Below are 26,143 nucleotides of genomic sequence, written 5' to 3'. Positions count from 1 at the left end.
TTATCAAATAGCTACGATATAAGAACTTAACATTAAAATATTTGAATTATGCAGAAAGTGTGTTTTTTGCTGCTGACATATAGATGTAATCTTAATTGTATCTATTGTTATCAGAAGTATAAAACGTCTCAAAACATGACTTTGGAAACTGCAAAGTCAGTTGTGTCAAGAGAAGTTCAATTGGCACGTGAGTCGAACAATAAGGATGGTGTACGATTTAACTTGTTTGGAGGTGAGCCATTGTTGAAATTCGATTTGATAAAAGAATTGTGTACATGGATATGGGACACGATTACAGATGTCAAAGTGGATATTTTCATAACCACTAATGGAACTTTACTTGATGATGAAAAGAAAGATTGGTTTAAGGCACATAAAGAGAAATTGAATCTTGTTATGTCTGTTGATGGTAAAGATGATGTTCAGGAATGTAATAGAGGTTGCCATTCATCGGAATTACCAATCAATTGGGTGTTAGATACTATGCCCCATCGCTTCTTGAGTATGACTGTACCAAGAAAATCTTTTTCGAAATTTGCCGATGAACTGATATATTTTCATGAACAAGGTTACCATATTGAAGCAAAACCGGCTCAGGGTGAGGATTGGCAGAAAGGAGATGGAAAGCTATATGAAGAACAGCTAAATAGGATTGCAGATTATTATCTTTCCCATCCAGGCGTTAACCCTATCAATCTTTTTAAGAAAGCTTCCTATCTTCATTTGCTTAATAACGAGCCGAATGAAAAGTACGGAAAAACATGCGGTGCGGTAGATGAACTTGTAGCATATGATGTAGAAGGACGTTTGTTTCCTTGTCATCATTTTTTACCTAATGTTAATGGGAAAACTGATATATTGGATTATCTGAATACTATTGATTTCTCTGATTTTTCAAGATTCGTTGATGATGAATGCATGAAATGTGACATATTAAAATTATGCAGAACATGTTGCGCACGCAATTTCAATGAAAGAGGTGATGTCAGTCATAGAGATAGAAGGACTTGTCAAATAATGCTTGCTGAAGCAAAGGTTGTAAGTTCGTACCAAATCAGGAAATATATGCAGAATAAGGACAACTTGAATTCTCAGGAACTTTTGAATCTTAAAGCAGCAATCAAGTGTTATCAAGTGTGTTGTGATTTTGAGAAGAAATTTTATGCAACAGAATAAGGAAACCGGAGAAGCCGATAGCCGTAAAGTGGAGGCGTTATTTTTAATTCATTTATAATATGTTAAACAATGAATTGCTTTTGGATGCTGTAGCATTGGTAAACTCTAATGAGGCAGAGATCGCACAGCTTCAGGCTGACGTTGAGTGCGCATCTGGTTGTAGTATCTGTGGCTACGGCGGCGACTAATGTTTCGCAGGAGTCTGTTTAACAAGTAAGGTTAAGCAGACTCCATTTTTATTTTATAATGTCAATATTGATATATAATGACTTTTAATATTTACTTTACCCATCATTGTTTATCAGCAATTTTTAGAAAGTAAAATTACTTTAGATGGACGGATTTATGAAAAATAAAAATGAAGTTGTCGGTAGAATAACAAACATTGACGCACTATTAGTTCAATTGTCTGCTAATCCTTATTTTGATATGCTTTCCTCGTATTGCATAGGTCAATTAGGTCAATATTACCTTGCGGAATATGCAGACAGATATGGGTATAATGTAAAGGTAAAATACTATAATTCTTTTGATAAAATCTCTGAATTACTTCCAAAACTAATAAATAAAACCTTATGCCGTATTTTGGGGTTTTATGTGGACAGTGATAATGTATGGGCGCTAAGAGCATTAACACCTTTGTTGAAAAAAAACTGTCCAGAACTTCACATTATTCTTGGAGGTCCCCAAGTCACAGGTGACCCGTATGGGACGATGCAATTAGTCCCTAATGTTACTTGTGGGATTATTGGAGAGGGAGAAGTACCATTCCTAAAACTGATACAATCAGAGGCATTGGGCGAAGACATTCTTACAAATATAGATGGGCTGATTTATTGTAATTCGTCCAAGAAATTAATTGTAACAAAACCACAGAAACAAAATCCTAACATAGATGAATTCGGTTATCCTAAAAGGGAAAAGTATTGTTTAGATCCAGACAAAGTAACTTTTTCTCAATTAATAACAGGACGTGGGTGTATGGGACGATGTGCTTTTTGTTATGAAGGTGGTCGTGAGCATACAAATTTACGTGTTCGCAGTATAGATTCTTGTTTAGAAGAAATAGATTATCTTGTTAAAACTTACGATATTAAATATATCAATCTTGTGGATGACACATTCATTCTAAATAGGAAACGAACAGAGGAATTTTGTAATAGAATGATAGATAAATACCAAGGTCGAATTAAATGGTATTGCGAAGCACGAGCTGATGTCTTATCTAAAAATATAGATATTCTGCCCTTATTAAAACAGGCGGGATTGGTTAAAATTCAATTGGGTGGAGAATCGGGATGTCAAGAGATATTGGATGCATATAAAAAAGGAGTAACTATCGAGCAATTGGAGTTTGTTACACAAAAAATAGCGGAAGCAGGAATCCCATATATCTATGTTAACTTTATAATTGGCGGAGCGTTTGAAACAGAATACACTTTTGAGAAAACATTAAATTTTGCCAAGAAATTGATACATATTGCTCCAGGACATGTGGAGGTTAGTTCGTCGGTGTTTACTCCAACACCAGGCTCCCCAATGTATAATCATCCTGAAGAGTATGGTTTGAAAATTATAGATAAAAGAAGCATACGAGGTGCAAGCTGTTCCTTTGTTTTTGCTGAAACTGAGCAGCTGAACCAATATAAGATTTGGCAACTAAGAAATAAATTTAATAATGAGATTGATAAAGAATATTTATCTTTAATAGAATCTATTTCATACGAACAGATTCAAGAAATTTTTTATCTATATACTAATTATTCCATCGAAACGCCGTGGTCTATGATATTGAAATCAAAAGCAAATTACAGAAATTATTTCGAGCCAATAGCCCGAGGCGGTTTTTGTGGATTTAAGGACATATGCAAAAGGGATATATCGTGTGCAATACCATATAGAACCACTCATTTAAGTTCTGATGGAGTTGCGTTCTATCGTATATCAAAATCAGGGGATAATATTAAGAATAGTAATTTGGAAAATGCTTTGATTACCTTGTCTGCTGGTAAATTGTCATTTCAAGAAATTGCCAACATTATTAGGACAAGTGCTATTATCACTGATGAATGTAAAAATGTAGAGGAAGAGTGTATGGCTGTTTATCAAAACTTTGACGATAATTTATCTGTTATTTGGAAAAAAGTTTAGAATAAACGAGAGCAAGATTAAATAGATAACTCATTATTATATCGTATGGAATTGGATTTTCTAAATAGTTTATTGTCAATAAATAGTGTTTCGGGATTTGAGAATCAAGCAGGGAAACTTTTTATAGATTATATTGTTCCGTATGTCGATTCAACGGATACCGATATTATGGGGAACTGCTATGCCAACATAGTAAATGAGTGTAACGACAAGAAAAAGCTAAAGTTTTTATTAGAAGCTCATATAGATGAAATAGGATTCCAAGTGATATATATTGATGATAATGGATACGTTTATATTCGTCGAAATGGAGGTGTTGATGTACAGTGCATTCCGGGTTCACAAGTAATTATCCAAACATCATTAGGAGAGGAAATTCATGGTATAATAGGAAAAACTCCTATACACCTAATAAGTCCTGAAGAGCGTAATAAAAATATTGATTTACATACATTGTGGATTGATACAGGATTAAGTTCTGATGAAGTAAAAAGTAAGATTTCGATAGGTGATGTTGTTGCATGGAAACCTAATATGATATACCTATCTGATAAAAGAATTTCATCTAAAGGGCTTGATAATAAAGTCGGTGTTTACATTATAAGTCAAGTAATAAAGAGATTATCTAAATACAAAGGGACGCCTTATCAAGTGTGCGGAGTTGCCTCTGTACAAGAAGAAGTCGGGCATAGAGGTGCAATAATCTGTGGATATAATATGAATCCCAATATTGCGATTAGTATTGATGTGGATTTTGCAACAGATGTTCCAAATTGCCCCAAATCGAAGTTTGGAGACATCTCTTTGGGGAAAGGTGTTGTCATTCATAAAAGTATTGACAATACTATTCTTCTGACATTTCTAATAGAGGATATTGCAAAAGAAGAGAATATTAAGTATCAAATTTCTGCAAGACCGATTTCTGTAGGCGGTACAAATGCGATTGTTTTACAACAAACTCAAAGTGGCATCAAAACAATAAGTTTAGGCATTCCTTGCCGATATATGCATACGCCCGTAGAACTTTGTGATTTGGATGATATAAATGCTGCAATAGATTTAATATACCACATTATTATCAAATCAGATGGTAGAATGATGCGATGATCATTGAGGGTGTCCGAAAATGAATCATATTAGTTGTTAGTTAGTTGGGTTTATTTATAATTTTCTTACAGCAATTTAATGAAATATAAATAGAGTTAGCGTCCAATTTTGACATATAGTGTTGCATCCAATAAATTTTCACCTTTGTAGCTGATAAATAAAAGAATATACTTATGGAAAAATTGCATATCCGGAAGATTGCTTCATTGGGGTTGATGCTATGCTTTTTTACGGGGGTAGGAGCACAGACACCTGTCAAAGTGGAAAAGGGAAAGAGCATAAATCGAATACTGTAATACCTGCTGTCAAGGGAAATGTGACAGATACCTTGTCACTTGTATCGTTTAACGATTTCCATGGAGTCTTTGCCAGCGATGAGGATGCTTTGATCCATGACCGTACCGTTAATAAGTGGGACTATACATCTGTGGGAGCTTATGTGACTGCTGCCTACGTGCAGAGTTTCTTGCAAAGTGAATGTGTGGCGGATGAACTGAAAAAATTACCTGTGATTGGAGTGAATCATTACGGGGGCTTACGTGCCGGTATTCCGGCCGGAAAGGTCACAAGGCTGCGTGCCGGTAATGTGCTTCCATTCGGTGGCAATGTGGTGGCTTATCGGTTTACGGGTGAACGATTGAAGCAATTATTGGACGATGGACGCAGAAATAAAAATGGTTTTCTGCAAACTTCTTACTTAAAATTACATTTGAATTCTAAAGGAAATATTGAAACGATAACCGACTGCCGTACCAATAAGATAATCCGTGATGACGATAAATGTATTGTTGTGTTGGATGCTTTCATTACTTCCGGTGGTGACGGTTATGACAGCAAATTATTTTCAGGTTATGAAATAGGAGATTTTAATAATCAGAAACTTGAAACAACTACGGCTTTTATCGATTATTTGAAGAGTCTGAAAGGGTTTATTTCGTCTGCGGCTGCACCGATACCCATAGTGCAAAAGTAAAAAATTAGAGCTAAGATGAAAGCGATCAGGCGGTTTAAAATGTAATTACACATTTTGAGCCGTCTGGTCGCTTTTGTGTTTTTTAAGTTTTTTGTCTTTCACTTATTAATAAATTATTGCTAAATTCGAACGATTTTTTGCAAATCGACATTGTTTACTAATAATTTAATTTATATGGAAAATCTGGAAACAGCGCTTCTGCTGATGGTAGTGGGAATGGCAACTGTCTTTGCTATTCTCCTTCTTGTGATCTATTTAGGAAAATTACTCATCTCTTTAGTTAATAAATATGCCCCTGAGGAACAACCTCTTGTGAAACAGGGAGCTAAAGTATCAGCTCCTATTCCCGGTAATATTGTTGCAGCCATTACAGCGGCTGTCAATGTAGTGACACAAGGAAAAGGGAAAGTGACTAAAATCGAGAAAATCTGAAAATTAATCTTATAGAATAATACCGAAAACGGAAATGAAAAGAGAAGTAAAATTTAGTCTGGTTTTTAGAGACATGTGGCAGTCTGCCGGTAAATATGTGCCTCGGGTAGACCAGTTAGTGAAGGTAGCACCTGCTATTGTTGAAATGGGATGTTTTGCCCGGGTAGAAACAAACGGCGGTGGTTTTGAACAAGTAAATCTATTGTTTGGTGAGAACCCCAATAAATCTGTGCGTGCATGGACGAAGCCCTTCCATGAAGCCGGAATACAAACCCATATGTTGGATCGTGCCCTTAACGGGCTTCGTATGAGCCCTGTCCCGGCCGATGTGCGTAAGTTGTTTTATAAAGTAAAGAAAGCACAGGGGACGGATATCACCCGTACATTTTGTGGGCTGAATGATGTACGTAACATTGCACCTTCCATCACTTATGCCAAAGAAGCGGGAATGATTTCGCAGTGTTCACTCTGCATCACCCATTCGCCGATTCACACGGTGGAGTACTACACCAACATGGCATTAGAATTAATTAAATTGGGGGCGGACGAGATTTGCATTAAAGACATGGCAGGTATCGGACGTCCCGTTTCTTTAGGCAAGATTGTGGCAAATATCAAAGCAGCACATCCCGATATTCCTATTCAATATCACAGTCACGCGGGACCGGGTTTTAATATGGCCAGCATTTTGGAAGTATGTGAGGCCGGGTGTGATTATGTGGATGTCGGAATGGAACCGTTGTCATGGGGAACGGGACATGCCGATTTGTTGAGTGTGCAGGCCATGTTGAAGGATGCGGGATTCCGGGTGCCTGAGATTAATATGGAGGCCTATATGAAGGTGCGGGCCCTGATTCAGGAATTCATGGACGACTTTCTGGGGCTGTATATCAGTCCGAAAAACCGGCTGATGAATTCATTATTGATAGCTCCGGGACTTCCGGGCGGAATGATGGGAAGCCTGATGGCGGATTTGGAAACGAATCTGGAATCCATTAATAAGTATAAGGCAAAACACAATCTTCCTTTCATGACACAAGATCAGCTTCTGATCAAGTTGTTCAATGAAGTGGCTTATGTATGGCCCCGCGTCGGATATCCTCCTTTGGTAACTCCCTTTAGCCAGTATGTGAAAAATCTCTCGATGATGAATGTTATCGCGATGGAGAAAGGAAAAGAGCGTTGGGGAATGATCGCTGATGATATTTGGGATATGATTCTGGGTAAAGCCGGACGCCTGCCGGGCAAGCTCGCTCCTGAGATAATAGAGAAAGCCGAGAGAGAAGGAAGGAAATTCTTCGAGGGAAATCCGCAGGATAACTATCCGGACGATCTTGACAAATATCGCAAACTGATGAAAGAAAAGAAGTGGGAGACAGGCGAGGACGATGAAGAACTCTTTGAATATGCGATGCATCCGGCTCAATATGAAGCTTATAAGAGCGGGAAAGCGAAAGAAGATTTCTTGGCCGATGTGGCAAAACGCAGGGCGGAGAAAGAACAGGCACCTGCTGAAGAGGCAAAACCCAAAACACTTACAGTACAGGTAGACGGGCAAGCTTACCGGGTGACAGTTGCTTACGGAGATACGGAACTGCCTGTTGCACCGGCTTCACAGCCGTCTGCTGCTGCAGGTGAGGGAAAAGAGGTGCTTTCTCCGCTCGAAGGAAAATTCTTCCTGGTGAAGAATGCGCAAGAGACTCCGCTCAAGGTAGGCGATGCGGTAAAAGAAGGTGATGTGCTTTGCTACGTGGAAGCAATGAAAACCTATAATGCCATCCGTGCTGAATTTGGTGGAACGGTAACAGCTATTTCTGCAAATCCCGGCGATACGGTTTCTGAAGATGATGTATTAATGAAGATAGGATGATGAACGGAATATTTGAAAAATTATATGATATGACTGCTTTCAGCAATATTGTTGCCGAACCGCAGTTTTTGGTGATGTATGTCATCGCCTTCGTTCTCTTGTATCTGGGTATAAAGAAGCAATACGAGCCACTTTTATTGGTACCGATTGCCTTTGGAGTATTGCTGGCTAACTTCCCCGGCGGAGGGATGGGAGTGATACAGGCTGACGAGAATGGCATGATCCTGGTGAACGGAGTAATGAAGAATATCTGGGAGATGCCTCTCCATGATATTGCTCATGAATTGGGATTGATGAACTTTGTATATTATATGCTTATAAAGACAGGGTTTCTTCCCCCGATCATTTTTATGGGAGTGGGAGCATTGACGGACTTCGGGCCGATGCTTCGCAATCTGCGTCTGTCGATTTTCGGGGCTGCGGCCCAATTGGGTATTTTCACCGTATTGTTGGTAGCTATCCTGATGGAATTTACACCCAGTGAAGCGGCTTCTTTGGGAATTATCGGTGGTGCGGACGGGCCTACGGCTATCTTTACCACCATCAAGTTGGCTCCTCATCTGTTGGGTCCGATTGCCATTGCCGCCTATTCTTATATGGCACTGGTTCCGGTTATCATACCATTGGTCGTTCGGCTTTTGTGTACCAAGAAGGAACTGAGCATTAATATGAAAGAGCAGGAAAAGAAATACCCTTCGAAAACGGAAATTAAAAATCTCCGCGTACTGAAGATTGTTTTCCCGATTGTGGTGACTACGGTTGTAGCTCTTTTTGTACCGAGTGCAGTGCCTTTGATCGGTATGCTGATGTTCGGTAACCTGGTGAAAGAGATCGGTGCCAATACTTTCCGTCTGTTTGATGCGGCTTCAAATAGTATAATGAATGCGGCAACCATTTTCCTGGGTTTGTCGGTAGGAGCCACTATGACGAGTGAAGCCTTCCTGAACTGGACGACTATCGGTATTGTAGTAGGAGGATTCCTGGCTTTTGCGTTGTCTATAGCAGGAGGTATCTTCTTTGTGAAACTGGTGAACCTGTTTACGAAGAAAAAGATTAATCCGCTGATTGGTGCTACGGGACTTAGTGCCGTTCCTATGGCCAGCCGTGTAGCCAATGACATTGCCTTGAAATATGATCCTAAAAATCATGTATTGCAATATTGCATGGCCAGCAATATCTCGGGAGTGATCGGGTCTGCTGTAGCGGCAGGGGTGCTGATCTCTTTTCTGTCTTAATTGAAGCCGGAAGGGTATCCGGTTTATCATAGATGATAAAAAGCGTCCGCTTATCCTGTAATGGGATACCGGACGCTTTTTAATTAAGTATCTTAAAATCATGTGTTTTTTCTTTATTAATTATTTGCATAATAAAAATATAATGTTTTAATTTGGGAATGCGTAACAATGTTTTTCGGAAGATTGTTGCAAAGTATGTTTGTTGACTAAAATGTAGGAAATTATGATAAACCGGATATTGACCATGTATGCCGGTCAAATGGAACAATACATGGAAACTTACTTCCATCGGCCGGAAGGCATGGTAGAGGTTGGAGCGATCGGAGCACAAGTAGACGAAGAACCATGTAAAATACAGATCTCTTTGTTGAACGTGGAGCGCGAAACTGCCCAAGGGATGAATATGGGAAAAGTGGGAACTTCAGGAAAGTTTTCCGGTTTGTCTTATCCGCTCATACATGTTAACCTGGATGTGATCATAGCTGCTGTTTTTAATGAAAAGAGATATCGTGAATCTCTGTCGGCCCTCTCGTTGGCAATTACTTTTCTTCAGTCTAACCCAGTTTTTATGGTAGAAAACACAAAGTATACCATCGAAATGATAACTCCTTCACTTCAGGATCAAAGTAATGTATGGACACTGTTTGGTGGACGATACTATCCTTCTATCTTCTGTAAAATCAGGAGGTTGACATTTGATGGCCGTGAAGTGAAACAGGTGATAGCAGATATAACGGACAATAAGTCGACCGTAAAAAAATGATAAAGATTATTTGGAGTCTTCGGCTGAAGCATGAATATTATAAGGTATTTCCGGAGAGAGGGCTATCGTTGATTTTATCGGACGAATCGCGGCGGCTTTTACTTAGGCGGGGAATGATGTGGCGTTATGATGGCAACGGCAGATGGCTTTTGTTTTCGTTGGACGGTGACCATGGACAACCGGCCGAGGGAGACAGGGTAGTGATTGATTTTCGTGTGGAAGATAAATCGTTATCGTATGTGACGGATTGGGACTGGAACTTAGCAGGCGCATGTGAACAACTGGAACTGTCGGAGAGCAGGGCACCTATTATGATGAACTCCCTCCACGAAGCTCTGGTGCCGGTGCATCCCGGAGTTTGTTTTCGACTTGTTTTTTCATTTGATAAGATCAGGGATCAGTCATTGCCTTATGAAACCGAACTTGTATTTAATTCTTTCAATAGACAGGTGGAATATTTGTTTTTGCTTCGTGATGAAAATACAGAACGGAAATTGATGATAGAAGATATGGAGAATACGATTCTGTTTGACGGTCCTGTAAAGGTTGATTTTATGGGAAAGAAAGTAATACGTTTCCGATCGAAAGAAAAGGTGAAGATGAAAGAGTTTCCGGATTACCGTTTGCGGCTGTGGGAAATTTATCCTTCCGGTAAAAGGGGGATCTTTCGTCAACTGCCCTATCCGGTTCCCGGAAATATTATGGGCGACACTTATAAGGATATTCTTTGCCGATTATTGTATATATGAAATAGACCGATTTTCTTAATATAAAAATTAAATGCTTATGGGGCCAATGAAAACACCCGGCGTATATATCGTCGAGAAAAGTGCATTTCCGAGTTCGACAGTTGAAGTGGCTACGGATGTGCCTGCTTTTATCGGGTATACCGAAATGGCTTTGAACGGTAACGTTTCGTTGTTGAACAAACCTTTCCGTATCACTTCGATGGCCGAATATCACTCTTTTTTTGGAGGAGCGCCGACTCCTTTGTTTACTTTGGAGGATGCGGCCGACGGTGAGATGCCGACAATGGTTTGCGGAACTAAAAAAATGGTGGCAAAGCGTATCAGTGTACCTTTTACTCTGTACTACCACATGTTGATGTTCTTTGCAAACGGCGGGAGGTCTTGCTACATTGTTTCCGTAGGTGATTATACAGCCGACAGCCTCGACGCTGATGCGTTCAAGGCAGGTATCGACACGTTACTGAAAGAGCAGGAACCGACAATGGTACTGTGTCCCGAAGCCGTCAATCTGAAAGACAAAGAATTATGTTACGGTGTGCAGACTGCTATGCTGAGCCATTGCGGATACAAGATGCGCAATCGTATCACGATTCTGGATATATACGACGGCTACAAGGACCGTCGGGATCCTAAAGGAGATGTGGTGAATGAATTCCGCGAAAAGATAGGCAGTGCTTTCCTCGACTTCGGGGCCGCATATTATCCCTGGATTAACACTTCTGTCGTACAGGATCGCGACCTGTCTTTCCTGAACCTGGATGCTGAAAGTCTGAAAGCATTGCTTGAAGAAGAATTGAAGAGACAGCCGGAAGATAAAAAGCAGTTGATAAAAGAACAGATTGATAAACTGGGTACGGAGATGACTGACGTGGAACAAGACGGGCTGCATAAAACGCTGATGTTGATTTGTCCGATCTACATAGCCGTGCTAAAGGAACTCAAAAGGGTACTTAACTTGCTTGCACCTTCGGCTGCAATGGCGGGCATTTATACAATGGTGGACAACACACGAGGAGTGTGGAAAGCACCTGCCAATGTCTCGGTTAATACAGTAATCTCTCCGGCTGTGAATATCACCCATGATGAACAGGAAGACCTGAACGTACCTTTGTCGGGTAAAGCCATCAATGCCATACGCACGTTTGTGGGCGAAGGAATCAAGGTATGGGGTGCCCGTACATTGGACGGTAATTCGCTCGATTGGCGTTATATTAACGTCCGCCGTACCATGATCATGCTTGAGGAGTCGGTGAAGAATGCAAGCCGGGCGTATGTTTTCGAGCCTAATGTGGCGTCTACCTGGTTGAACCTGAAAAGTATGATTCAAAACTTCCTGACCGGTATCTGGAAGCGGGGAGGACTGGCCGGAGCTACTCCGGATGATGCCTTCAGCGTACATGTCGGCTTGGGAGACACAATGACTCCAGAAGATGTGCTGGAGGGTATTCTTCGCGTGACGGTTCTGGTAGCTATTGTCCGTCCGGCAGAGTTTATCGAAATCACATTCCAGCAGCAGATGCAAAAAAGTTAGCGGAGGAGGAGGCAAGGTGTTTCTCAACAAAAAGACTTAAGTCTTCGGACTGAAACTCTTAAGTCTTTTCAGAAAACGTCTAAGTCTTTCTGAAAAACACTTTGGCCTTTATCGAAATAAGATAAACAGATTATTTATAATTTAATACTAAAGATTATGGCAGGAGAAAAACAAGATAGCGTATGGCCGTTGCCGGTGTTCTATTTCAAAGTGAAGATTGGCAGTTTGGGTGAGATTGCCTTTAAAGAAGTTTCGGGAATGGATGCTGAGGCACAAGTGATAGAGTACAGACATGGAAACAGTCCGCAGTTTTCTACAATCAAGATGGCGGGCATCAAGAAATATAGCAATGTCACTCTGAAAAAAGGAGTTTTCGCTCAGGACAACAAGCTATTCGACTGGTTTAATACCATCAAGATGAATACCATTCAAAGAGAGACGGTTACGATCAGTTTGCTGGACGAGGAAGGAAATCCGACAATGGTATGGAAACTTGCCAATGCGTGGCCTATCAAAGTGAGCGGTGTCAGCCTGAAGTCGGATGGCAACGAGGCGGCTATCGAGCAGTTAGATATAGCGCACGAAGGAATAACTATTGAAAACGGATAATAAAAATAAGCTGAATGCTCGAATTAGACATATCATACCGCCTCCTACTGTATTCTACTTCAATGTACAGTTTCTGGCTCCTTTTCCCATTCCGGATATGGCTTTTCTTGAAGTATCCGGACTTACCATGAAGTTGGAAACCATAGAAATAGAAGAGGGTGGAGGGCCGAGAGTGAAACTACCGGGCTACCGGAAACATGGAAACTTGGTATGTAAAAGACCTATGAAGCGATTGGGATTAAGTGCCCTGTCGATGTGGACAACAGCGACGATGCAAATGGAGTATACCACTCCGGTATTGACCAGTGAGATTATGGTGACTCTGTTGGGAGCTTTCGGTGAGCCTGCATGCGGGTGGCTGATTACGGATGCCTATCCGGTGAAGTGGGAGGTTGGCGCATTCGATTCAAAGAAAAATGATGTAGCGATTGAGACGATTGAGTTTGCGTATTATTCTGTAAATCGTGTATTGTGATATGCCTATTATTATTAAGGAAGTAATTGTAAGAACTCCTGTGGAGTCTAAAAAGGCTCCACAGGAGACTTTCCCGAAGGAGTGGATGGAGAAGATGAAGCGGGAAGTGGTCGAGGAATTGAGACAGGAGAACCGGAGTATGAGAACGGGAAAAATCAGAAAGGACAGGTAAAATGGATATCGGATGGCTTAAAAAACTTGAAATTATCGGGTATAAGGACGGAACGTTCAATACTTTGAGTGCCCATCGCTTTAGATACACTTCCTGACCTTTGTCGGAAGATTTATGATAATACAGCCTATTGTACGGAGGTGGCGCGCATCAATGGGCTTACGGGTTTCAGGTACATTGAACCCGGAACACAGTTGTTTTTTCCACCATTAACTAACGAGTAAATAGAAATCTATGAATGATAATTCACTAAGTAAAAATGCCGGAAAACTGGTCACATATACCGTTTATAGCAACGGGACTAAAATAAGTGATAAATATCAGTTTAAAAATATAGAAGTATGTCGTGAGGTAAATCGGATAGGAAGTGCTGTACTGAAGATTTATGCCGGGGATATGCCTAAATCGAATGTGCCGGAAAGTGAGTCGGACGACTTCAAACCCGGTCAAAAAATAAAGATTGAGTTGGGATATGAATGCACGGACAACTCGGTTTTTGAAGGTATAGTCGTGGCTCAAAGAATCTATATTCCACGAGAAGCGGAAGCGGCCGCATTATTAATTATAGAGTGTAAGAACGAAGCGGTCAAGGCTACCGTAGCCCGTAAGAATCGGGTATTTGAGAAGAAGAAAGACAGTGATGCCATTGTAACGGTTCTTTCCGATTGCGGGTTGTCGGTTGATGTGGATGGTACGAATGTGGAACATACTCAACTGGTACAATATTATTGCACCGATTGGGATTTTGCCTTGTCACGGGCCGATGTCTGTGGTATGATTGTGATAACAGACGGAAATAAAGTAACCGTGGGTAAACCTAAAGTGTCGGAGGCTCCGGTTCTGAAAGTGGAGTATGGCACGGACTTGCTTTCATTTGACGGTGAGCTGTATGTCGAAGACCAATTTTCAAAAGTAGAAAGCGTGGGATGGGATCCGATTACTCAGAAAGCAGTTATTGCCAATGCGGCAACTCCTTCTTTAAATAAGCAGGGAAATCTTTCGACTGCAGATATTCTTTCTGTTGCCGGTACGGATAGAGTGACTTTACAGACAGATGCGCTATCAGCAAAGGATGTACTGCAAAACTGGGCGGATGCCACATTGTTGAAAACGGGATTGTCACGTTTCAGGGGTACCTTCTCTTTTCAGGGGAATGCATCTGTTACACCGGGATGTATCATCGAACTGACCGGCATGGGAGCACGGTTCAATGGGAAGATATTTGTGGGATCGGTGACACACACTGTACAAAATGGTTCGTGGATAACGGAAGTGGAGATGGGCATTTCGCCCATGAACATCACTCAACGTACGGATGTGATGGCTCCTCCGGCATCGGGATGGATTCCCGGTATTGAAGGACTGCACATCGGTAAGGTTTCAAAACTTACTGATGATCCGGATTCAAACTACCGTATTCAGGTGGAAGTGCCGTTATTGAATTCCTCTCGGGATACCGTATGGGCACGTTTATCTCAATTTGCGGCTTCCAATGGGATGGGAAGTTACTTTGTACCTTCGGTTGGCGATGAAGTAGTACTGGGATTTATTAATAACGATCCGAATCAGGCTGTCATATTGGGTTGTATGTATAGTAGCAAGCAGGCGCCTCCGTACAATGCAGATGAAAAGAACTATAAGCGTGCTATTATCACTCCCGAGAAACTGACGGTGGAACTGGATGATGAGAAAAAAATGATAACTATCAGCACACCTTGCAAGAACTCGATTGTGATAAGCGATGATGCCAAAGGAATTAGAGTGAAGGATCAGAACGGGAATGAATGTGTGATGGACGATAAAGGTATTAAACTGACTTCTGCAAAAGATATTGTTCTGTCGGCGAAAGGGAATATACAATTGGATGCAAAGGGGAAAATTGCTGTCAAAGCTACACAGGATGTATCGATTGAAGGGATGAATGTGACTGCCAAAGCACAGACCTCCCTGAAAGTTACCGGTTCTGCTTCTGCCGAACTTTCAGCTTCCGGACAGACTACTGTCAAAGGTGCCATGGTGATGATTAATTGATTGTTTCATACTAAAAATAGAAAATTATGCCTCCAGCTGCCAGATTAACTGATATGCACTCTTGTCCCATGCAGACTCCTGCATTGCCGTCACCTATTCCGCATGTGGGCGGGCCAATTATAGGACCCGGTGCCCCTACCGTACTGATAGGTAAGTTGCCTGCTGCCGTAATGGGTGATAGTTGCGTGTGTGTAGGACCTCCTGATTCGATTATCAAAGGATCGGCTACTGTAATGATATGTGGAAAACCTGCTGCCCGTATGGGGGATACGACTGCCCATGGAGGTTCGATTGTTGCCGGTTGTCCGACTGTCCAAATAGGAGGATAGCTTTTATGGATACGGATAAGGACCTTTCTTTTTGGGGAAAAGGGTGAGCTTTCCCACCGGTTTTCCATACGGGTGTGTCTCCGACAGCGATGGTGTCGGATGAAGAAGATATCCGACAGAGTTTGCACATTATCTTATCCACACGTTTGGGAGAGAGGGTGATGCGCCCTGAGTTCGGTTCGGAGGTACACAATATGGTCTATCACAATATGGATGTGACTGCACGTACTCAACTGCGGGCAGCTATTGAAAACGCGATACTTCATTTTGAAAGGCGCATTACGTTGACCGACGTGGAGTTTGACGTAAGTGAAGAACGGGTGGGTAAAATGAGTATTATACTGGAATGGAACTGTTGCAGCGTGAAATCGGCCATGAGTATTTGCCATCTGTGGACTGGTACTATAGGGATTCTTACCGTTGGGTGAAAGTGGATCCTGTGTATGGGAACAGCTACCCTAAAAAAATGTTCCTCCGACCACGCCTGGCCGGAGGAACACACACAAACAAAACAAATAAAAGCTGCCACGATTCACATCGGGACGCCCCTACGCCCGGCATTAAACCGGGACTTATAAATATTGAAAGGGATCAACATTTATTCTTTTGAAAAGTCTTTGATTCGTTGCTCTTCCGATAATTGGCATATAAGCAGTATATTGTCTTTTTCAGCCACGATATAGTCATTCAGGCCTTGTATGACTACCCGTTTCTCTTGTGAGGTATGTACCATGCAGTTCCGGCTTTCGTACATCCGGACATCTGTTCCTACTGTGGCATTGCCTTCTTTGTCTTTGGGCAACAGACTCTGCAGTGCTCCCCAGGTTCCCAAGTCGGACCATCCGAACTTTGCGGGCAGTACATAAATCTCTTCTGCTTTTTCCATCACCGCATAATCTATTGAAATGCTTTCGGCTGTGGGAAATAGTCTTTTTACAGTCTCTTCCTCACGTTCTGTGTAGAAGTCGGGATAAATCCGGTCGAAGATCTGTGCTATGCCCGGTGCATAAACCCGCATGACAGCTGTGATTGTTCTCACATTCCATACGAAAATCCCTGCATTCCAGAAATAATTACCTGCCGCCAGATATTTTTCGGCTGTCTCCCTATTGGGTTTCTCCCTGAAAGACTCTACATGGAATATTTCTTTATCCCTTGCTATGGGTTCGCCTGCGGCAATATACCCATAACCGGTTTCCGGACGTCCGGGTTTTATTCCGAGTGTAATGATGGCACTGCTTTTATCCGTAAACGAGAGTGCCTTGTCTATTACTCTGCGAAACTCGGTGGTATCAATCACCACTTGGTCAGAAGGAGTGACCACAATGTTGGCATCCGGATATTTCTTTTTTATTTTCCAGCAGGCATACGCTATGCAAGGAGCCGTATTTCTGGGACAGGGCTCTGCCAGTATGTTGTTTTCCGGTATACCCGGCAATTGTTCCTGAACAATGTCTTTATACCTTTCAGATGTGACTACCCACATGTTTTCTTGCGGGCAAAGGTTGCCGAATCTTTCGGCTGTCAATTGGAGCAGTGTTTTCCCACATCCCAATATATCTATGAATTGTTTGGGACATTCCGGTGTACTCATCGGCCAGAAGCGGCTTCCTATGCCACCGGCCATAATTACTACATGATTATTCATCGTTGGTCCTTTCCTTTTATTTGTTACGTTTGCCGAACAGTTTCCCTATCCAGTTTGAATCACCGGTCGATTTCTGTCTGTCAGATAGAACGGGTTCGTATGGTTTTTGTTCATGGATCATCTGGTAGATGGTTCCCCAGTCGGGTAAACCTCCCAAGTTCCGGTCATCAATGAAAAGGTCTGCTTTCAGTTTGCGGGAGAATCCGTGATGATTTTTTTCTTCCTCCGGATAGTCTTTATTGACGGCATAGAAGGAGACCCCCCGCTGCCGGCACCATTCAATGGCTTCTTCAAGTAAATCACCTTCGCGTACAGTCCATAAAATCAGTCTGTGACGTTCTTTGGCCAATATCTTCAGGGTTTCTGTGGCGAATGGAATTTCTTCACCGATTTTCGGATAACGGTGTTCTACGATAGTACCATCAAAGTCAACAGCAATCGTCATGTGATCAGGGTGTATAGGTTGATTATTGTTTATTTTCGGGGATATATACAATCATGGCATTGCATCCCGTTTTGTTTTCATATCCCATTGCTTCCGGAGTCGATTCGGTGATCCGTTCAGGCGCAATGTGATGTTTCTCTATCAATATCTTTCGGATGGCTTCCGAACGACGGCTGCGCAGTTCCCGGTCCGCTTTCTTATCCGTAAGATTATCGCTGAAGGCAATGATCCGAATGCTTGCGTCATTATCTTTCATCCATTCACCTATACCGTCTATCTTCTGTCCCTGTTCTTCACTGACGAATGAACTGAATTCATCGAACATGATGTCGATGGAGAGCGCATCTTTTTGTGGAACGATCATTAAGTTCTGGCCATCCATTATCTTCCGGCGTTCCTGCAATTCCTGTTTCATTTGCTTCATTTCCTCACACAGCATCCCTATTTTTTCTTTTATTTCCATCAGGTCTGCAACCGGCGTATAAAGAGTTCTATCACCCTCTTTGCTATTCTTCCTGTATTTATCTTTGAAGGTATATGCCACTCCAACCGTTAAGTTACTTTGTGTATAAAGTTTGTTGTTCAACTCTTTGCTGTAATATTTAGGCAAAACCTTCAGTCCCGGTTCTATGAATATACTGAATTTTCGGTTTACATTGTACGAAGCCTGTATCGAGAAGTTGCCCGAAAGAGTGTTTACTCTTGTATATTTCGGGTTATCGTTTCCTAAATCATAGTAATTAAAACCGGCACCCAGAATGACCGACAGATTAAACCTGTTGAATCCATTGTTCCCTATCAGGGTTAACATATAATCCAGATTCGCGCTGAGTTGGGTGGCTTCTCCATTGTTTTCCATCCGGTTTTTTCCGATTTCGGCAGTCGCTCTGAATCCCGACAGGGGAGTCAGATGCACACCTCCAGAGATTTTACCTCCAACATACATATTGCCCGGTGTCTTGGTCAGCCATTCTCCACCCAGACCACCGGATACAAACCAGTTGCCTTTCTCAAACTGTTCTCTTCCTGTTTGTTGCTCCTGTGCGTGTGAATTGTAAATCATTAGCAGTAATGTCGCCAGGAGTATCCATTTGTTTGGTTTTAACCCCAATCTATTTGTCATGATTTTATTATATTAATACAACATTTATTGATGCAATCTGTTTCTTTTTGTCCCCCGGACCTGCTACTACGATCGAAGTAATGTAGAATTTATCTCCTTTATCCAGCTGCCTGATCAGTTCCATTTGTCCGGTCGAGAACCTGTTCCCGTTGTTAGGTATTGAAGTCACCGCCTTGCCGTTTCCCTTGATCAGTACTATTTCAAAACTGACCACCTTGTATTCGGCTTTCGGTCCGTCACTGATTGAAGCACCTATTTGTGTCATGTTGGATACTGATTTTTTGTTGATAGGCACATTTCCCCGGTATTGAACCGTTTTTCCACTTTCATCCTTATATAGCACGTAAGGTGTCGGATCGGGTAACGCTTTCACGGTATATTGATATTCTGCCAGTCGTTTGGTTTCCCCGTTCCTTGTCTGGGTGGCGGTTACTGTTGCCGTCCGTGCCTTTTCATCCGGAATAGCCAGGCAATTATTCCCTCTTTTTATTATTTTTCCATTCGTCATGCTGAATGTCACCTCGTTGAAAGGAATACCTGCAGTCAGGATATTCAGTGGATTTTCGTAATTGGTGTACAGAATATTGGTTAGGGCCGGAGTTATTTGTACTACAGGCAAATCCACCGTTCCGTCTCTATTTACTATCATCTGGTCTTCATTGATAAATACAAAGGTCCCGTTTTTTCCGTCTTCCGCTTCTTCATACAGCAATGACCGATATACTTCGTTTACACACAGCAGCACCTCTTCCTGTATTTTGTTGATGAATGTCACTCCACCGATGGCAGGGAGGTAGGAGAACGTCTCTTTTTCCCAGGAAATGCCTGTGCCCGGTCTTTCCGTATCCAGATAAGTTCCGACCAGTTTCCGGTGTGATTCATTTTTAATCAGTGACAGCGTCTCCGCTTTGAATGCTTCCAGTGAGAGCCTGAGCATTTTGCCTTTGCCTCCGGTCACCGACAGGAATACTTCCGGCACAGCATTCAGGTCGTCTTTAGCCTTCAGCTTTCCCGTTTCATATTTTTCTTTGTCCGCTTTCCGGGCAATATCTTCTTTCAGTCCTTCCAGTGTGCCCATCAGCTTCCCTGCTGTTGCATCTATGCTCTGTGCTGATAAGGTTGCCTGGTCATTCCGGCTGTTGTTGATTCGTTCCAGTAAAGTCCGGTTATATTCTTCCAACTGCTCTATTTGTGGAAGATAATCATTATTCATCAGTCCATATCCTTCCAAGACATCCGATGATATATTGATAGCCAGCATGGCAATCAGCACCACATACAGCAGGTTTATCATTTTTTGTCTTGGCGGTAATGTATATTTAGCCATGTGTTTCTGTTATTTCCCTGTTTTTACGTTCATGGCATTCAGCATCTGACTGTATTGTTTGTTAAGCAATTCGATGTATGCTGCCATTTTTTCCATTTCTTTTTTCAACTCTTCCAAATTCATATCGTTCAACGACCTGGCATGTTCGGTCATGCCTTTAATCTGTGCTTCGTATGTTTCATTGAGTTTTCCGATGTTGCTTTCCAATCTTTTCAGTTGCTGCAGGTACTTTTCCGTCACCAGCGTGTCTGCTACTCCCGTGTTCGGATTTATGTTTGCGTTTTTGTCATTCAATAACGGAAACACTCTTTCCCATTTGTACTCTCTTGCCGGTTCATCAAATCCGGAAATGAAGAAAATGAATACTTCCGTAAATAATCCGATCATCAATAACAGATTATCATAAGGCATGTGAGCTATTTTAAATACAGCTCCCAGAATTACAAGACAGGCTCCCCAACAATAACAGAGGTTATAGAAACGTTTTCCTGTTCTGCTCGATAAGAATTTACTTAATTTCATTAGTCAATCCGTTTTTGAATTCTCCACAGAGTGTACCGATTTTTACCTGGTTGATCATTTCTTTTATCGGTATAAAAATGACCGCTGCCAATCAGTGTATTCTGTGGAGAATCTCTGAGTTATTAGAATTTGTATATTACGCCTACGGTCATCATGCCGGCGGCAAACACATCATCCTTATTTTCCACATCATAGAACTTGGTGCTGATTTTAATTCCCGGTTCTGCAAAGACACTTAGTTTCGAGTTCAGTTTGAAGGCAGCCTGCAGAGAGAAATTACCGCTTATCGTATTCGTTTTTGATAAATTCGGAAAGTCGTTATCAAATGAATAGTAGTTGTATCCCAGTCCGAAAATCGCATTCAGCCGGAACTTGCTGTCTTCATTTGTATAGTTCTTCATCAAGCTCACCATGATGTCTGCTCCGGCACCTGCCGTTACAGCGTTGTATCCGTCTTTCAGCCACACATTACCGGCCTCTGCGTTGACACGCAGACCGATAATCTTGTTTAGCCACACTCCACCGGATACTTTACCGCCCAGCATGTTGCTTGCCGAACCGTTTAAAGCCGATAGTCCATTTATACCTCCCGACACAAACCATTCCGGTTTGAACGGATTGTCCTGTGCTTTCATATTTCCGAATGCCATCAGCAATCCTACCAAGAGCAATACTGTTTTTATATTATTCAGCTTCATAATTTAGTTATTTATTAAAAGAATGGTGTTTACAGGATCGATTTTAAACTTTACCTCCCGAGTGCTGGCTTGCTTCCACATTCGTGTAAGTTATCTTCATTCCCGTATAAAATTTCAGAGTAATCGTTACAGTTCTTCCGCCACTGATTTTGAACGTGTATTTCTTTTCGCAATATTTGGCCTGGTTCAGGTAATAAAGAATATGATTACCGCTGATACCGGCCACCAGTTCCTGATTCACTTTGTATATGCCTGTCGTGCCTTCTTGCGCTTCGATGGCACTGTTGATCATAGATGCCATTCCTTTTGCATCCGTAGCGTTTACACCGGCATTGGTTAATGCTGTTTCCGGAGTCACTGTATATTCCCATCCGGCTGTTGCCTCAAAGTTGATTTTATATTCAGGGATGGCTGTCATATTTCCTTCGTTACTCTTTTTCTCCTCTTTGTTTGTCTCGCCTATTTGCTCAGAACCGGTAGTCTTGCTACTTTTGATACGCATTGAATACTTGCCGGACAGTGTTGCTCCGGCAGGTAATGTAAATGTATAGCTGTTCGATGCCACGTCATAGGCAGCATCAGCCACTTTGTCCCAGCTTTCTCCGGCTCTTGTTGCCGCTTTCTGGTTGTACACTTCCACGTCCTCAAATGTGGCATTCTCCGAGGCTTTGTTCACCACTGCCAGCGTGACCGGTTTGGCAAGAGTTACAGCCTCTGTTGTTGCCACTTCGATATTGGCAATAGCCACCGGAGTTTCCACAGTTCCTGTTGTCACGGTAGTTGTGGCGGCTGCAGGCTCTTCATAAGGAGTGATGCTTACGTTGGTTGTTGTTTCAATCGCTCCAGGGGGGACAATTACGGCTGCTTCCGCCTTTGTCATGTCACTGTGCCCTTTGTCTGTTACAATTATTTCTTCTGTCGCTTCGGCATCTATTTCCTTGGCGGGACTCTGCTTGCTTAGTTTTACGCTTAAGCTCACCATGCTGCGGTTCTCCGCATTGTCTGCAATGGTGGCCTGTGCATTATCTATACTCAGGTATCCCTCCTTTGTAAAAGTAACGGTATATGCTTTCTTACTGTCTACCGTCAGTTTGTATGCTCCTTCTGCATCTGTGGTAGCTGTAGCCTCGCCTGCCTTTACTTCCACACCGGGCAGAGCAGTGCTTCCTTCCGTAACTTTACCTGCGATGTAGTACTCTATCGTTTTCTCGGCAGGGTCCACTACTATTTCCGGCTTCTTCTCGTCTTCGCCGAAAGAGCATCCGGTTGTTCCCAAGGTGGTTGCCACCAGCAACACACCTATCTTAAATAAGTCACTTTTTTTCATAATCATTTTTGTCATTAAGAAAATATTAAAATTACTTTTTATTTCTCTCTTTTTCGATACTTCTGATCAGGAAGTATCGCATATATTCCGGTTGGAAGTATCCGCTGCTCCGGTTCTCTGCCGGACGTGTCTGATAGGTATATCCCATTTTCTTATCGGCATACTCACCCCATGACACCATGCTGTATTCGGCTGAAAAGAATTCGGCCGGCTTGATTCTTATAGCATGGTTCCGGTTCCATTTCTTTCCGGGCAACGGGATGGCAAAATGAAAGCCCCCGTTGACCTCTCCTTCTACGTACATGGCGTATACTCCCACAGCATATTCTCCGAAGTGGCGTGTGCAGTCACCTCTTATTCCGTAGTCGCCGTATAGATACCTTCCGGCCTGTAAATCCAATTGGACATTGAATTGCGGAACATAGAGCGAACCTTTCACGGCCGCGTTGATGCGTTGCCTTGTCCCGATATACCATCCTTCGTCCGTGATGGCCGAATATCCGGTTGTTCCTATCTGTGCGCCCAGTTCCACCCGTCCGTTCCCGGTGCGGTATTTCACTTCCGCCTGTGCGCCGATCCGGTGATTGGTAAAGTTACCTATCACGATACGTCCCAGAAAGTTGTTACGGAACCTTATCTCCTGTGAGAGTGTCATCACACCCGGCCGTATCTTCCGGTATTCCCCTTTCATATTGGTTGCGATGGGGAAAACTACCTGTGCTGTTGCTTCTGCTCCTTTCCATAAAGCCATTTCCACGGCAGGAGACAGATTCACCGTATATGAATATAATTTTTCAAAAGTCGAGTTTTCTAAAGACACTTCCGGATACAGGACGATGTCCGCTTTCCATGCCGAGCGGTTGATCACTTCTGTGCTTTCCTTCAATAACCGCATGGGACGGTCGGTGCTGTAACTCAGGCCCATTCGTTCGTATACCTCTTTCAGCGTTATCTTACCGGCCTTGTAACCGGTTATCAATGTATCCGGCAGACAGATACTCAGTTGGGGAATGCCGTTTCCGTCCAGCGCCACCAGTTCCAGATTTCCGTTACTTATGCCTTCCATTCCGGCGACAATCGCTTTTCCTATTCCGCGATAAGTTCCCCGATATACATTGTCCTCAAAAGCAGCGATGGTTGTTCCCCCGGCTTCGGCTGTGCGGATATTCTCCAGACCCAGCTCCCTGAGTTTACGGGCCACTTGCGCATGGATCATGACAGGGCAGGAGAGGAGCAGGCCGATTATAATTATCAATTTCTTCTTCATACGGATTAATGGATTAAAACGCATTCATATCGTATTCCGGCAGAAATACATTTAAACTCCCGGGTAAATACATTCAGTGAGAGATGTTTCCATAATTTGGCTGCTGCTCCTACGTTAAATCCGTCGGAGTCATACTCGGCCATGACGGACAGTGGTTTGCAAAAGGAGGGAGTATAGCTGAGGCCGCCGAATATGCCGTCCTGTAAGATATACTTGTCTTTACTCAATGGGTGATAGTAACCTGCGGTCGCTGCCAGTCGATGTTCGCCTATCATAAAGTTCTTTGTAACCACTCCGTATACGGACGCGAAATAATTTGTACCCTTGTCTTTGAACGGGTCGTTACTTCCAATGACTACTGCCGGCCAATATTTACCTTCTTTCAGCGGACGTATCCTGACTGATAAAGACCTGTCCTGCTGATTGAATTTGGGCTTTGTAGCCATATAGTCACTTTTCAGCAAGATGCAACGGTAATTCAATTCCAGAAATGAAAAGAAAGTGATGTTCACGAAATAGTTTCCGGAATTATATTTAAACGGATTCAGTTCTTTGGGCAAGTAGTTGCCACCGATCATAAACGTTCCCGTCTGCTGCATCTCGGCGGTCGGAATGTTCATCATCCCCGTTGTCCCCATGGTGTACTGTGCCTTGATTCCCGATGCCATCACCATTACACAGACCGTTAATACTGCTTTTTTTAATCTCATTGATTTATGTTATATGGAGAATTTTTCTTTGGTGATGTTCCATAGGAACAAGGCATTTCCGATGATATACCGGCGCCACATCCGTTTAGGCTCTTTGATCAGGCGATACAGCCATTCCAACCCGTGCTCCTGCCACCAGACCGGAGCACGTTCCACCGTACCCGCAAAGAAGTCGAATACCGCTCCAATGGTTCCTATGTGTCCGTTCACCTCCAGTTCATCCAGATGCGTATATGCCCATTTCTCTTGTTTGGGAGCCGTCATGCCTATCCATAATAAGTCTGGCTTTACCGCATTTACGGCATCTATCATCATTTGGTTTTCTTCTTGTGTAAACTCCGGTTTGTAGGGAGGAGAGTAAGTCTTGATCTGAATATTCGGATATATGGTTTTAGCTTTTTCTTTAATCAGCTTAAGTGTATTCCCGTTGCTTCCCAGAAAGTAGCAGATGCCTCCTTTCCGGTTCAACCGTCCCATTTCATATTCAAAAAGATCCCATCCGGCGGTACGTTCTATGCTCTCTTTCCGGAGCCACCTGAAAGCCAGCACCATGCTTGCCCCGTCCGGAATCAGTGCTCCGCCTTTGAGCAAAGCTTCTGCAAATTCAGCATCTTTCAGCGCCGTATTATATGAATGGGCATTAATCGTGTTTATCAATAATTTACCCTTAGGCAATACCGATAAGTCACTCCTGTGCTTCAGGAGTGAAACTGTTTTAAGCTTCAACATGTTTTGTGAAAAAGGAATGGGTGATTATAAGTACGCTACGCTGTTACCTGTCACGAAGAACAGGCTTTCGAATGATGTGGTAAGAATTTCTTTGCAAAGGTATGCTTTTTCTTGTAAAGAGAAAACTATTCGATGTAAAAAAGATGTTTTTGAGCATCTTTAGGCTGTTGGAGGAAATATCCTTTTGTAATTTGTTCCATCTCCTTCATATGGTCAAACCAGCCTTCCACCATGCTTGGTGCGTGAGTCGACAAGATGATTTGCATATTCGGATTGATATCATAAATCGTTTTTATAATTTTTGAATCGTTATTTTTCCTTCATTATCTATTTCTTTCAGGTTGCCATAATATTCATATCCTTCTTCCCGTACATATTCGGCAGACTCTTTTTTTCTTTTTTCCAATTCAGTTTATATCCGTTCAAGAATTCAATTTCTATCCCTTCTGCCATTTCTGTTTGTTCTGCATCCAGAAAACCATTGTGCAGTAGTGAATATCCATATTTTAGCAATGTCGATTTGCCACTGTCATTGATCCCTCCCAAGATGTTGACATCTTGCCTTGGTTTCTAATCAATGTTTTCTTTTCCAAACAAGTTGTACACTTGCATTCGGGTTATATAGACATTAGTATCAACTATATCGTTTTTATGTAATAGTATGGCAAAAATACGATTATTTTATTAACTTCTGCTATGATTTTCGGATAGAGCGATAGATGATTCAAGTCAAGAACTATACAA

At 42.3% G+C, this 26,143-nt stretch carries 27 protein-coding genes and 1 pseudogene; 17 read left to right on the top strand and 11 right to left on the bottom strand.

Annotation, left to right across the window (positions count from 1 at the left end; translation table 11 throughout):
* The first annotated feature begins 48 nt into the window (after nt 1–48).
* The 17 genes and pseudogenes from G7Y45_RS15685 (at nt 49) to G7Y45_RS15610 (ending at nt 16,031) form a co-directional block, all read left to right on the top strand.
* On the top strand, nt 49–1,176 hold the full coding sequence (locus G7Y45_RS15685) for a radical SAM/SPASM domain-containing protein (RefSeq protein ID WP_165017635.1): 1,128 nt from the start codon (nt 49–51) through the stop codon (nt 1,174–1,176).
* A gap of 333 nt (nt 1,177–1,509) precedes the next feature.
* Nucleotides 1,510–3,327 (top strand): radical SAM protein, encoded by a 1,818-nt coding sequence (locus tag G7Y45_RS15680; protein ID WP_165017638.1) that lies wholly within the window; start codon nt 1,510–1,512, stop codon nt 3,325–3,327.
* Between the two features lie 45 nt (nt 3,328–3,372).
* Complete coding sequence (locus G7Y45_RS15675; protein ID WP_005806896.1) at nt 3,373–4,434, top strand: M42 family metallopeptidase; 1,062 nt, start codon at nt 3,373–3,375, stop codon at nt 4,432–4,434.
* A gap of 173 nt (nt 4,435–4,607) precedes the next feature.
* Nucleotides 4,608–4,730 carry a hypothetical protein gene (locus G7Y45_RS20055; RefSeq protein ID WP_255504374.1) on the top strand — a complete coding sequence of 41 codons (123 nt, stop codon included), beginning with the start codon at nt 4,608–4,610 and terminating at the stop codon, nt 4,728–4,730.
* Nucleotides 4,731–4,810: 80 nt separating this feature from the next.
* Nucleotides 4,811–5,407, top strand: a pseudogene (locus G7Y45_RS15670) (5'-nucleotidase C-terminal domain-containing protein); the annotation flags it as partial.
* Nucleotides 5,408–5,581: 174 nt separating this feature from the next.
* On the top strand, nt 5,582–5,839 hold the full coding sequence (locus tag G7Y45_RS15665) for an OadG family protein (protein ID WP_005820754.1): 258 nt from the start codon (nt 5,582–5,584) through the stop codon (nt 5,837–5,839).
* 34 nt (nt 5,840–5,873) lie between these two features.
* On the top strand, nt 5,874–7,709 hold the full coding sequence (locus G7Y45_RS15660; protein ID WP_032530457.1) for a biotin/lipoyl-containing protein: 1,836 nt from the start codon (nt 5,874–5,876) through the stop codon (nt 7,707–7,709).
* Nucleotides 7,709–8,944 carry a sodium ion-translocating decarboxylase subunit beta gene (locus G7Y45_RS15655; protein WP_165017762.1) on the top strand — a complete coding sequence of 412 codons (1,236 nt, stop codon included), beginning with the start codon at nt 7,709–7,711 and terminating at the stop codon, nt 8,942–8,944. Before G7Y45_RS15660 ends, G7Y45_RS15655 begins: the two co-directional genes overlap by 1 nt.
* 223 nt (nt 8,945–9,167) lie before the next feature.
* Nucleotides 9,168–9,707 carry a Pvc16 family protein gene (locus G7Y45_RS15650; protein ID WP_165017641.1) on the top strand — a complete coding sequence of 180 codons (540 nt, stop codon included), beginning with the start codon at nt 9,168–9,170 and terminating at the stop codon, nt 9,705–9,707.
* Nucleotides 9,704–10,456, top strand: coding sequence for a hypothetical protein (locus G7Y45_RS15645; RefSeq protein WP_165017644.1), 753 nt, complete (start codon nt 9,704–9,706; stop codon nt 10,454–10,456). The genes G7Y45_RS15650 and G7Y45_RS15645 overlap by 4 nt, the downstream gene beginning before the upstream one ends.
* 37 nt (nt 10,457–10,493) lie before the next feature.
* Nucleotides 10,494–11,987 carry a phage tail sheath C-terminal domain-containing protein gene (locus tag G7Y45_RS15640; protein ID WP_165017647.1) on the top strand — a complete coding sequence of 498 codons (1,494 nt, stop codon included), beginning with the start codon at nt 10,494–10,496 and terminating at the stop codon, nt 11,985–11,987.
* Nucleotides 11,988–12,143: 156 nt separating this feature from the next.
* Nucleotides 12,144–12,596 (top strand): phage tail protein, encoded by a 453-nt coding sequence (locus tag G7Y45_RS15635; RefSeq protein ID WP_165017650.1) that lies wholly within the window; start codon nt 12,144–12,146, stop codon nt 12,594–12,596.
* Entirely contained in the window at nt 12,583–13,071 is a 489-nt protein-coding gene (locus tag G7Y45_RS15630; RefSeq protein ID WP_234070262.1) for a phage tail protein, read from the top strand. The genes G7Y45_RS15635 and G7Y45_RS15630 overlap by 14 nt, the downstream gene beginning before the upstream one ends.
* A 1-nt stretch (nt 13,072) precedes the next feature.
* A complete protein-coding gene (locus G7Y45_RS15625) occupies nt 13,073–13,243 on the top strand; it encodes a DUF5908 family protein (protein ID WP_165017653.1) in 171 nt (56 codons plus the stop codon).
* Nucleotides 13,244–13,477: 234 nt separating this feature from the next.
* Complete coding sequence (vgrG, locus tag G7Y45_RS15620) at nt 13,478–15,274, top strand: type VI secretion system tip protein VgrG (protein WP_165017657.1); 1,797 nt, start codon at nt 13,478–13,480, stop codon at nt 15,272–15,274.
* 26 nt (nt 15,275–15,300) lie between these two features.
* A complete protein-coding gene (locus G7Y45_RS15615; protein ID WP_165017660.1) occupies nt 15,301–15,603 on the top strand; it encodes a PAAR domain-containing protein in 303 nt (100 codons plus the stop codon).
* Between the two features lie 74 nt (nt 15,604–15,677).
* A complete protein-coding gene (locus tag G7Y45_RS15610) occupies nt 15,678–16,031 on the top strand; it encodes a GPW/gp25 family protein (protein ID WP_234070270.1) in 354 nt (117 codons plus the stop codon).
* 170 nt (nt 16,032–16,201) lie between these two features.
* Here G7Y45_RS15610 and G7Y45_RS15605 read toward each other — a convergent pair whose 3' ends face one another.
* From G7Y45_RS15605 to G7Y45_RS15555, 11 genes are all read right to left on the bottom strand, one after another.
* Nucleotides 16,202–17,251: a mannose-1-phosphate guanylyltransferase gene (locus tag G7Y45_RS15605; RefSeq protein WP_032530458.1), complete on the bottom strand. Its 1,050-nt coding sequence runs from the start codon at nt 17,249–17,251 to the stop codon at nt 16,202–16,204.
* Nucleotides 17,252–17,267: 16 nt separating this feature from the next.
* Nucleotides 17,268–17,696 (bottom strand): BT0820 family HAD-type phosphatase, encoded by a 429-nt coding sequence (locus G7Y45_RS15600; protein WP_032530459.1) that lies wholly within the window; start codon nt 17,694–17,696, stop codon nt 17,268–17,270.
* 22 nt (nt 17,697–17,718) lie between these two features.
* Nucleotides 17,719–18,819, bottom strand: a complete 1,101-nt coding sequence (locus G7Y45_RS15595) for an OmpA family protein (protein ID WP_032530460.1) — start codon at nt 18,817–18,819, stop codon at nt 17,719–17,721.
* Between the two features lie 7 nt (nt 18,820–18,826).
* Nucleotides 18,827–20,146, bottom strand: coding sequence for a GldM family protein (locus G7Y45_RS15590; RefSeq protein ID WP_165017663.1), 1,320 nt, complete (start codon nt 20,144–20,146; stop codon nt 18,827–18,829).
* A 9-nt stretch (nt 20,147–20,155) separates the two neighbouring features.
* Nucleotides 20,156–20,668 carry a gliding motility protein GldL gene (gene gldL / locus G7Y45_RS15585; RefSeq protein ID WP_032530462.1) on the bottom strand — a complete coding sequence of 171 codons (513 nt, stop codon included), beginning with the start codon at nt 20,666–20,668 and terminating at the stop codon, nt 20,156–20,158.
* Between the two features lie 122 nt (nt 20,669–20,790).
* Entirely contained in the window at nt 20,791–21,366 is a 576-nt protein-coding gene (locus tag G7Y45_RS15580; RefSeq protein WP_005806877.1) for a hypothetical protein, read from the bottom strand.
* A gap of 43 nt (nt 21,367–21,409) precedes the next feature.
* Nucleotides 21,410–22,693, bottom strand: coding sequence for a carboxypeptidase-like regulatory domain-containing protein (locus tag G7Y45_RS15575; RefSeq protein WP_032536108.1), 1,284 nt, complete (start codon nt 22,691–22,693; stop codon nt 21,410–21,412).
* A gap of 31 nt (nt 22,694–22,724) precedes the next feature.
* Nucleotides 22,725–23,960: a hypothetical protein gene (locus tag G7Y45_RS15570; RefSeq protein ID WP_165017666.1), complete on the bottom strand. Its 1,236-nt coding sequence runs from the start codon at nt 23,958–23,960 to the stop codon at nt 22,725–22,727.
* 5 nt (nt 23,961–23,965) lie between these two features.
* Nucleotides 23,966–24,670, bottom strand: a complete 705-nt coding sequence (locus G7Y45_RS15565; protein WP_032539901.1) for a YjbH domain-containing protein — start codon at nt 24,668–24,670, stop codon at nt 23,966–23,968.
* 9 nt (nt 24,671–24,679) lie between these two features.
* On the bottom strand, nt 24,680–25,399 hold the full coding sequence (locus tag G7Y45_RS15560) for a WecB/TagA/CpsF family glycosyltransferase (protein WP_165017669.1): 720 nt from the start codon (nt 25,397–25,399) through the stop codon (nt 24,680–24,682).
* Between the two features lie 336 nt (nt 25,400–25,735).
* Nucleotides 25,736–25,945, bottom strand: a complete 210-nt coding sequence (locus G7Y45_RS15555) for a hypothetical protein (RefSeq protein ID WP_165017672.1) — start codon at nt 25,943–25,945, stop codon at nt 25,736–25,738.
* Nucleotides 25,946–26,143: the final 198 nt, after the last annotated feature.

This window comes from Bacteroides sp. ZJ-18, assembly GCF_011038705.2.
GTDB classification, from domain to species: Bacteria; Bacteroidota; Bacteroidia; order Bacteroidales; family Bacteroidaceae; genus Bacteroides; species Bacteroides hominis.
Note: the sequence above shows the minus strand (reverse complement) of the source record. Positions and strands in the feature narration are given on the sequence as shown.

Coding starts and splice junctions, on each gene's coding strand:
- G7Y45_RS15590 (WP_165017663.1), bottom strand. CDS start 20,146: ATGGCTAAATATACATTACCGCCAAGACAAAAAATGATAAACCTGCTG.
- G7Y45_RS15685 (WP_165017635.1), top strand. CDS start 49: ATGCAGAAAGTGTGTTTTTTGCTGCTGACATATAGATGTAATCTTAAT.
- G7Y45_RS15575 (WP_032536108.1), bottom strand. CDS start 22,693: ATGAAAAAAAGTGACTTATTTAAGATAGGTGTGTTGCTGGTGGCAACC.
- G7Y45_RS15675 (WP_005806896.1), top strand. CDS start 3,373: ATGGAATTGGATTTTCTAAATAGTTTATTGTCAATAAATAGTGTTTCG.
- G7Y45_RS15645 (WP_165017644.1), top strand. CDS start 9,704: ATGATAAAGATTATTTGGAGTCTTCGGCTGAAGCATGAATATTATAAG.
- G7Y45_RS15655 (WP_165017762.1), top strand. CDS start 7,709: ATGAACGGAATATTTGAAAAATTATATGATATGACTGCTTTCAGCAAT.
- G7Y45_RS15660 (WP_032530457.1), top strand. CDS start 5,874: ATGAAAAGAGAAGTAAAATTTAGTCTGGTTTTTAGAGACATGTGGCAG.
- G7Y45_RS15680 (WP_165017638.1), top strand. CDS start 1,510: ATGGACGGATTTATGAAAAATAAAAATGAAGTTGTCGGTAGAATAACA.
- G7Y45_RS15665 (WP_005820754.1), top strand. CDS start 5,582: ATGGAAAATCTGGAAACAGCGCTTCTGCTGATGGTAGTGGGAATGGCA.
- G7Y45_RS15560 (WP_165017669.1), bottom strand. CDS start 25,399: ATGTTGAAGCTTAAAACAGTTTCACTCCTGAAGCACAGGAGTGACTTA.
- G7Y45_RS15570 (WP_165017666.1), bottom strand. CDS start 23,960: ATGAAGAAGAAATTGATAATTATAATCGGCCTGCTCCTCTCCTGCCCT.
- vgrG (WP_165017657.1), top strand. CDS start 13,478: ATGAATGATAATTCACTAAGTAAAAATGCCGGAAAACTGGTCACATAT.
- G7Y45_RS15640 (WP_165017647.1), top strand. CDS start 10,494: ATGGGGCCAATGAAAACACCCGGCGTATATATCGTCGAGAAAAGTGCA.
- G7Y45_RS15595 (WP_032530460.1), bottom strand. CDS start 18,819: ATGACAAATAGATTGGGGTTAAAACCAAACAAATGGATACTCCTGGCG.
- G7Y45_RS15615 (WP_165017660.1), top strand. CDS start 15,301: ATGCCTCCAGCTGCCAGATTAACTGATATGCACTCTTGTCCCATGCAG.
- G7Y45_RS15605 (WP_032530458.1), bottom strand. CDS start 17,251: ATGAATAATCATGTAGTAATTATGGCCGGTGGCATAGGAAGCCGCTTC.
- G7Y45_RS15635 (WP_165017650.1), top strand. CDS start 12,144: ATGGCAGGAGAAAAACAAGATAGCGTATGGCCGTTGCCGGTGTTCTAT.
- G7Y45_RS15625 (WP_165017653.1), top strand. CDS start 13,073: ATGCCTATTATTATTAAGGAAGTAATTGTAAGAACTCCTGTGGAGTCT.
- G7Y45_RS15580 (WP_005806877.1), bottom strand. CDS start 21,366: ATGAAGCTGAATAATATAAAAACAGTATTGCTCTTGGTAGGATTGCTG.
- G7Y45_RS20055 (WP_255504374.1), top strand. CDS start 4,608: ATGGAAAAATTGCATATCCGGAAGATTGCTTCATTGGGGTTGATGCTA.
- G7Y45_RS15565 (WP_032539901.1), bottom strand. CDS start 24,670: ATGAGATTAAAAAAAGCAGTATTAACGGTCTGTGTAATGGTGATGGCA.
- G7Y45_RS15600 (WP_032530459.1), bottom strand. CDS start 17,696: ATGACGATTGCTGTTGACTTTGATGGTACTATCGTAGAACACCGTTAT.
- gldL (WP_032530462.1), bottom strand. CDS start 20,668: ATGAAATTAAGTAAATTCTTATCGAGCAGAACAGGAAAACGTTTCTAT.
- G7Y45_RS15650 (WP_165017641.1), top strand. CDS start 9,168: ATGATAAACCGGATATTGACCATGTATGCCGGTCAAATGGAACAATAC.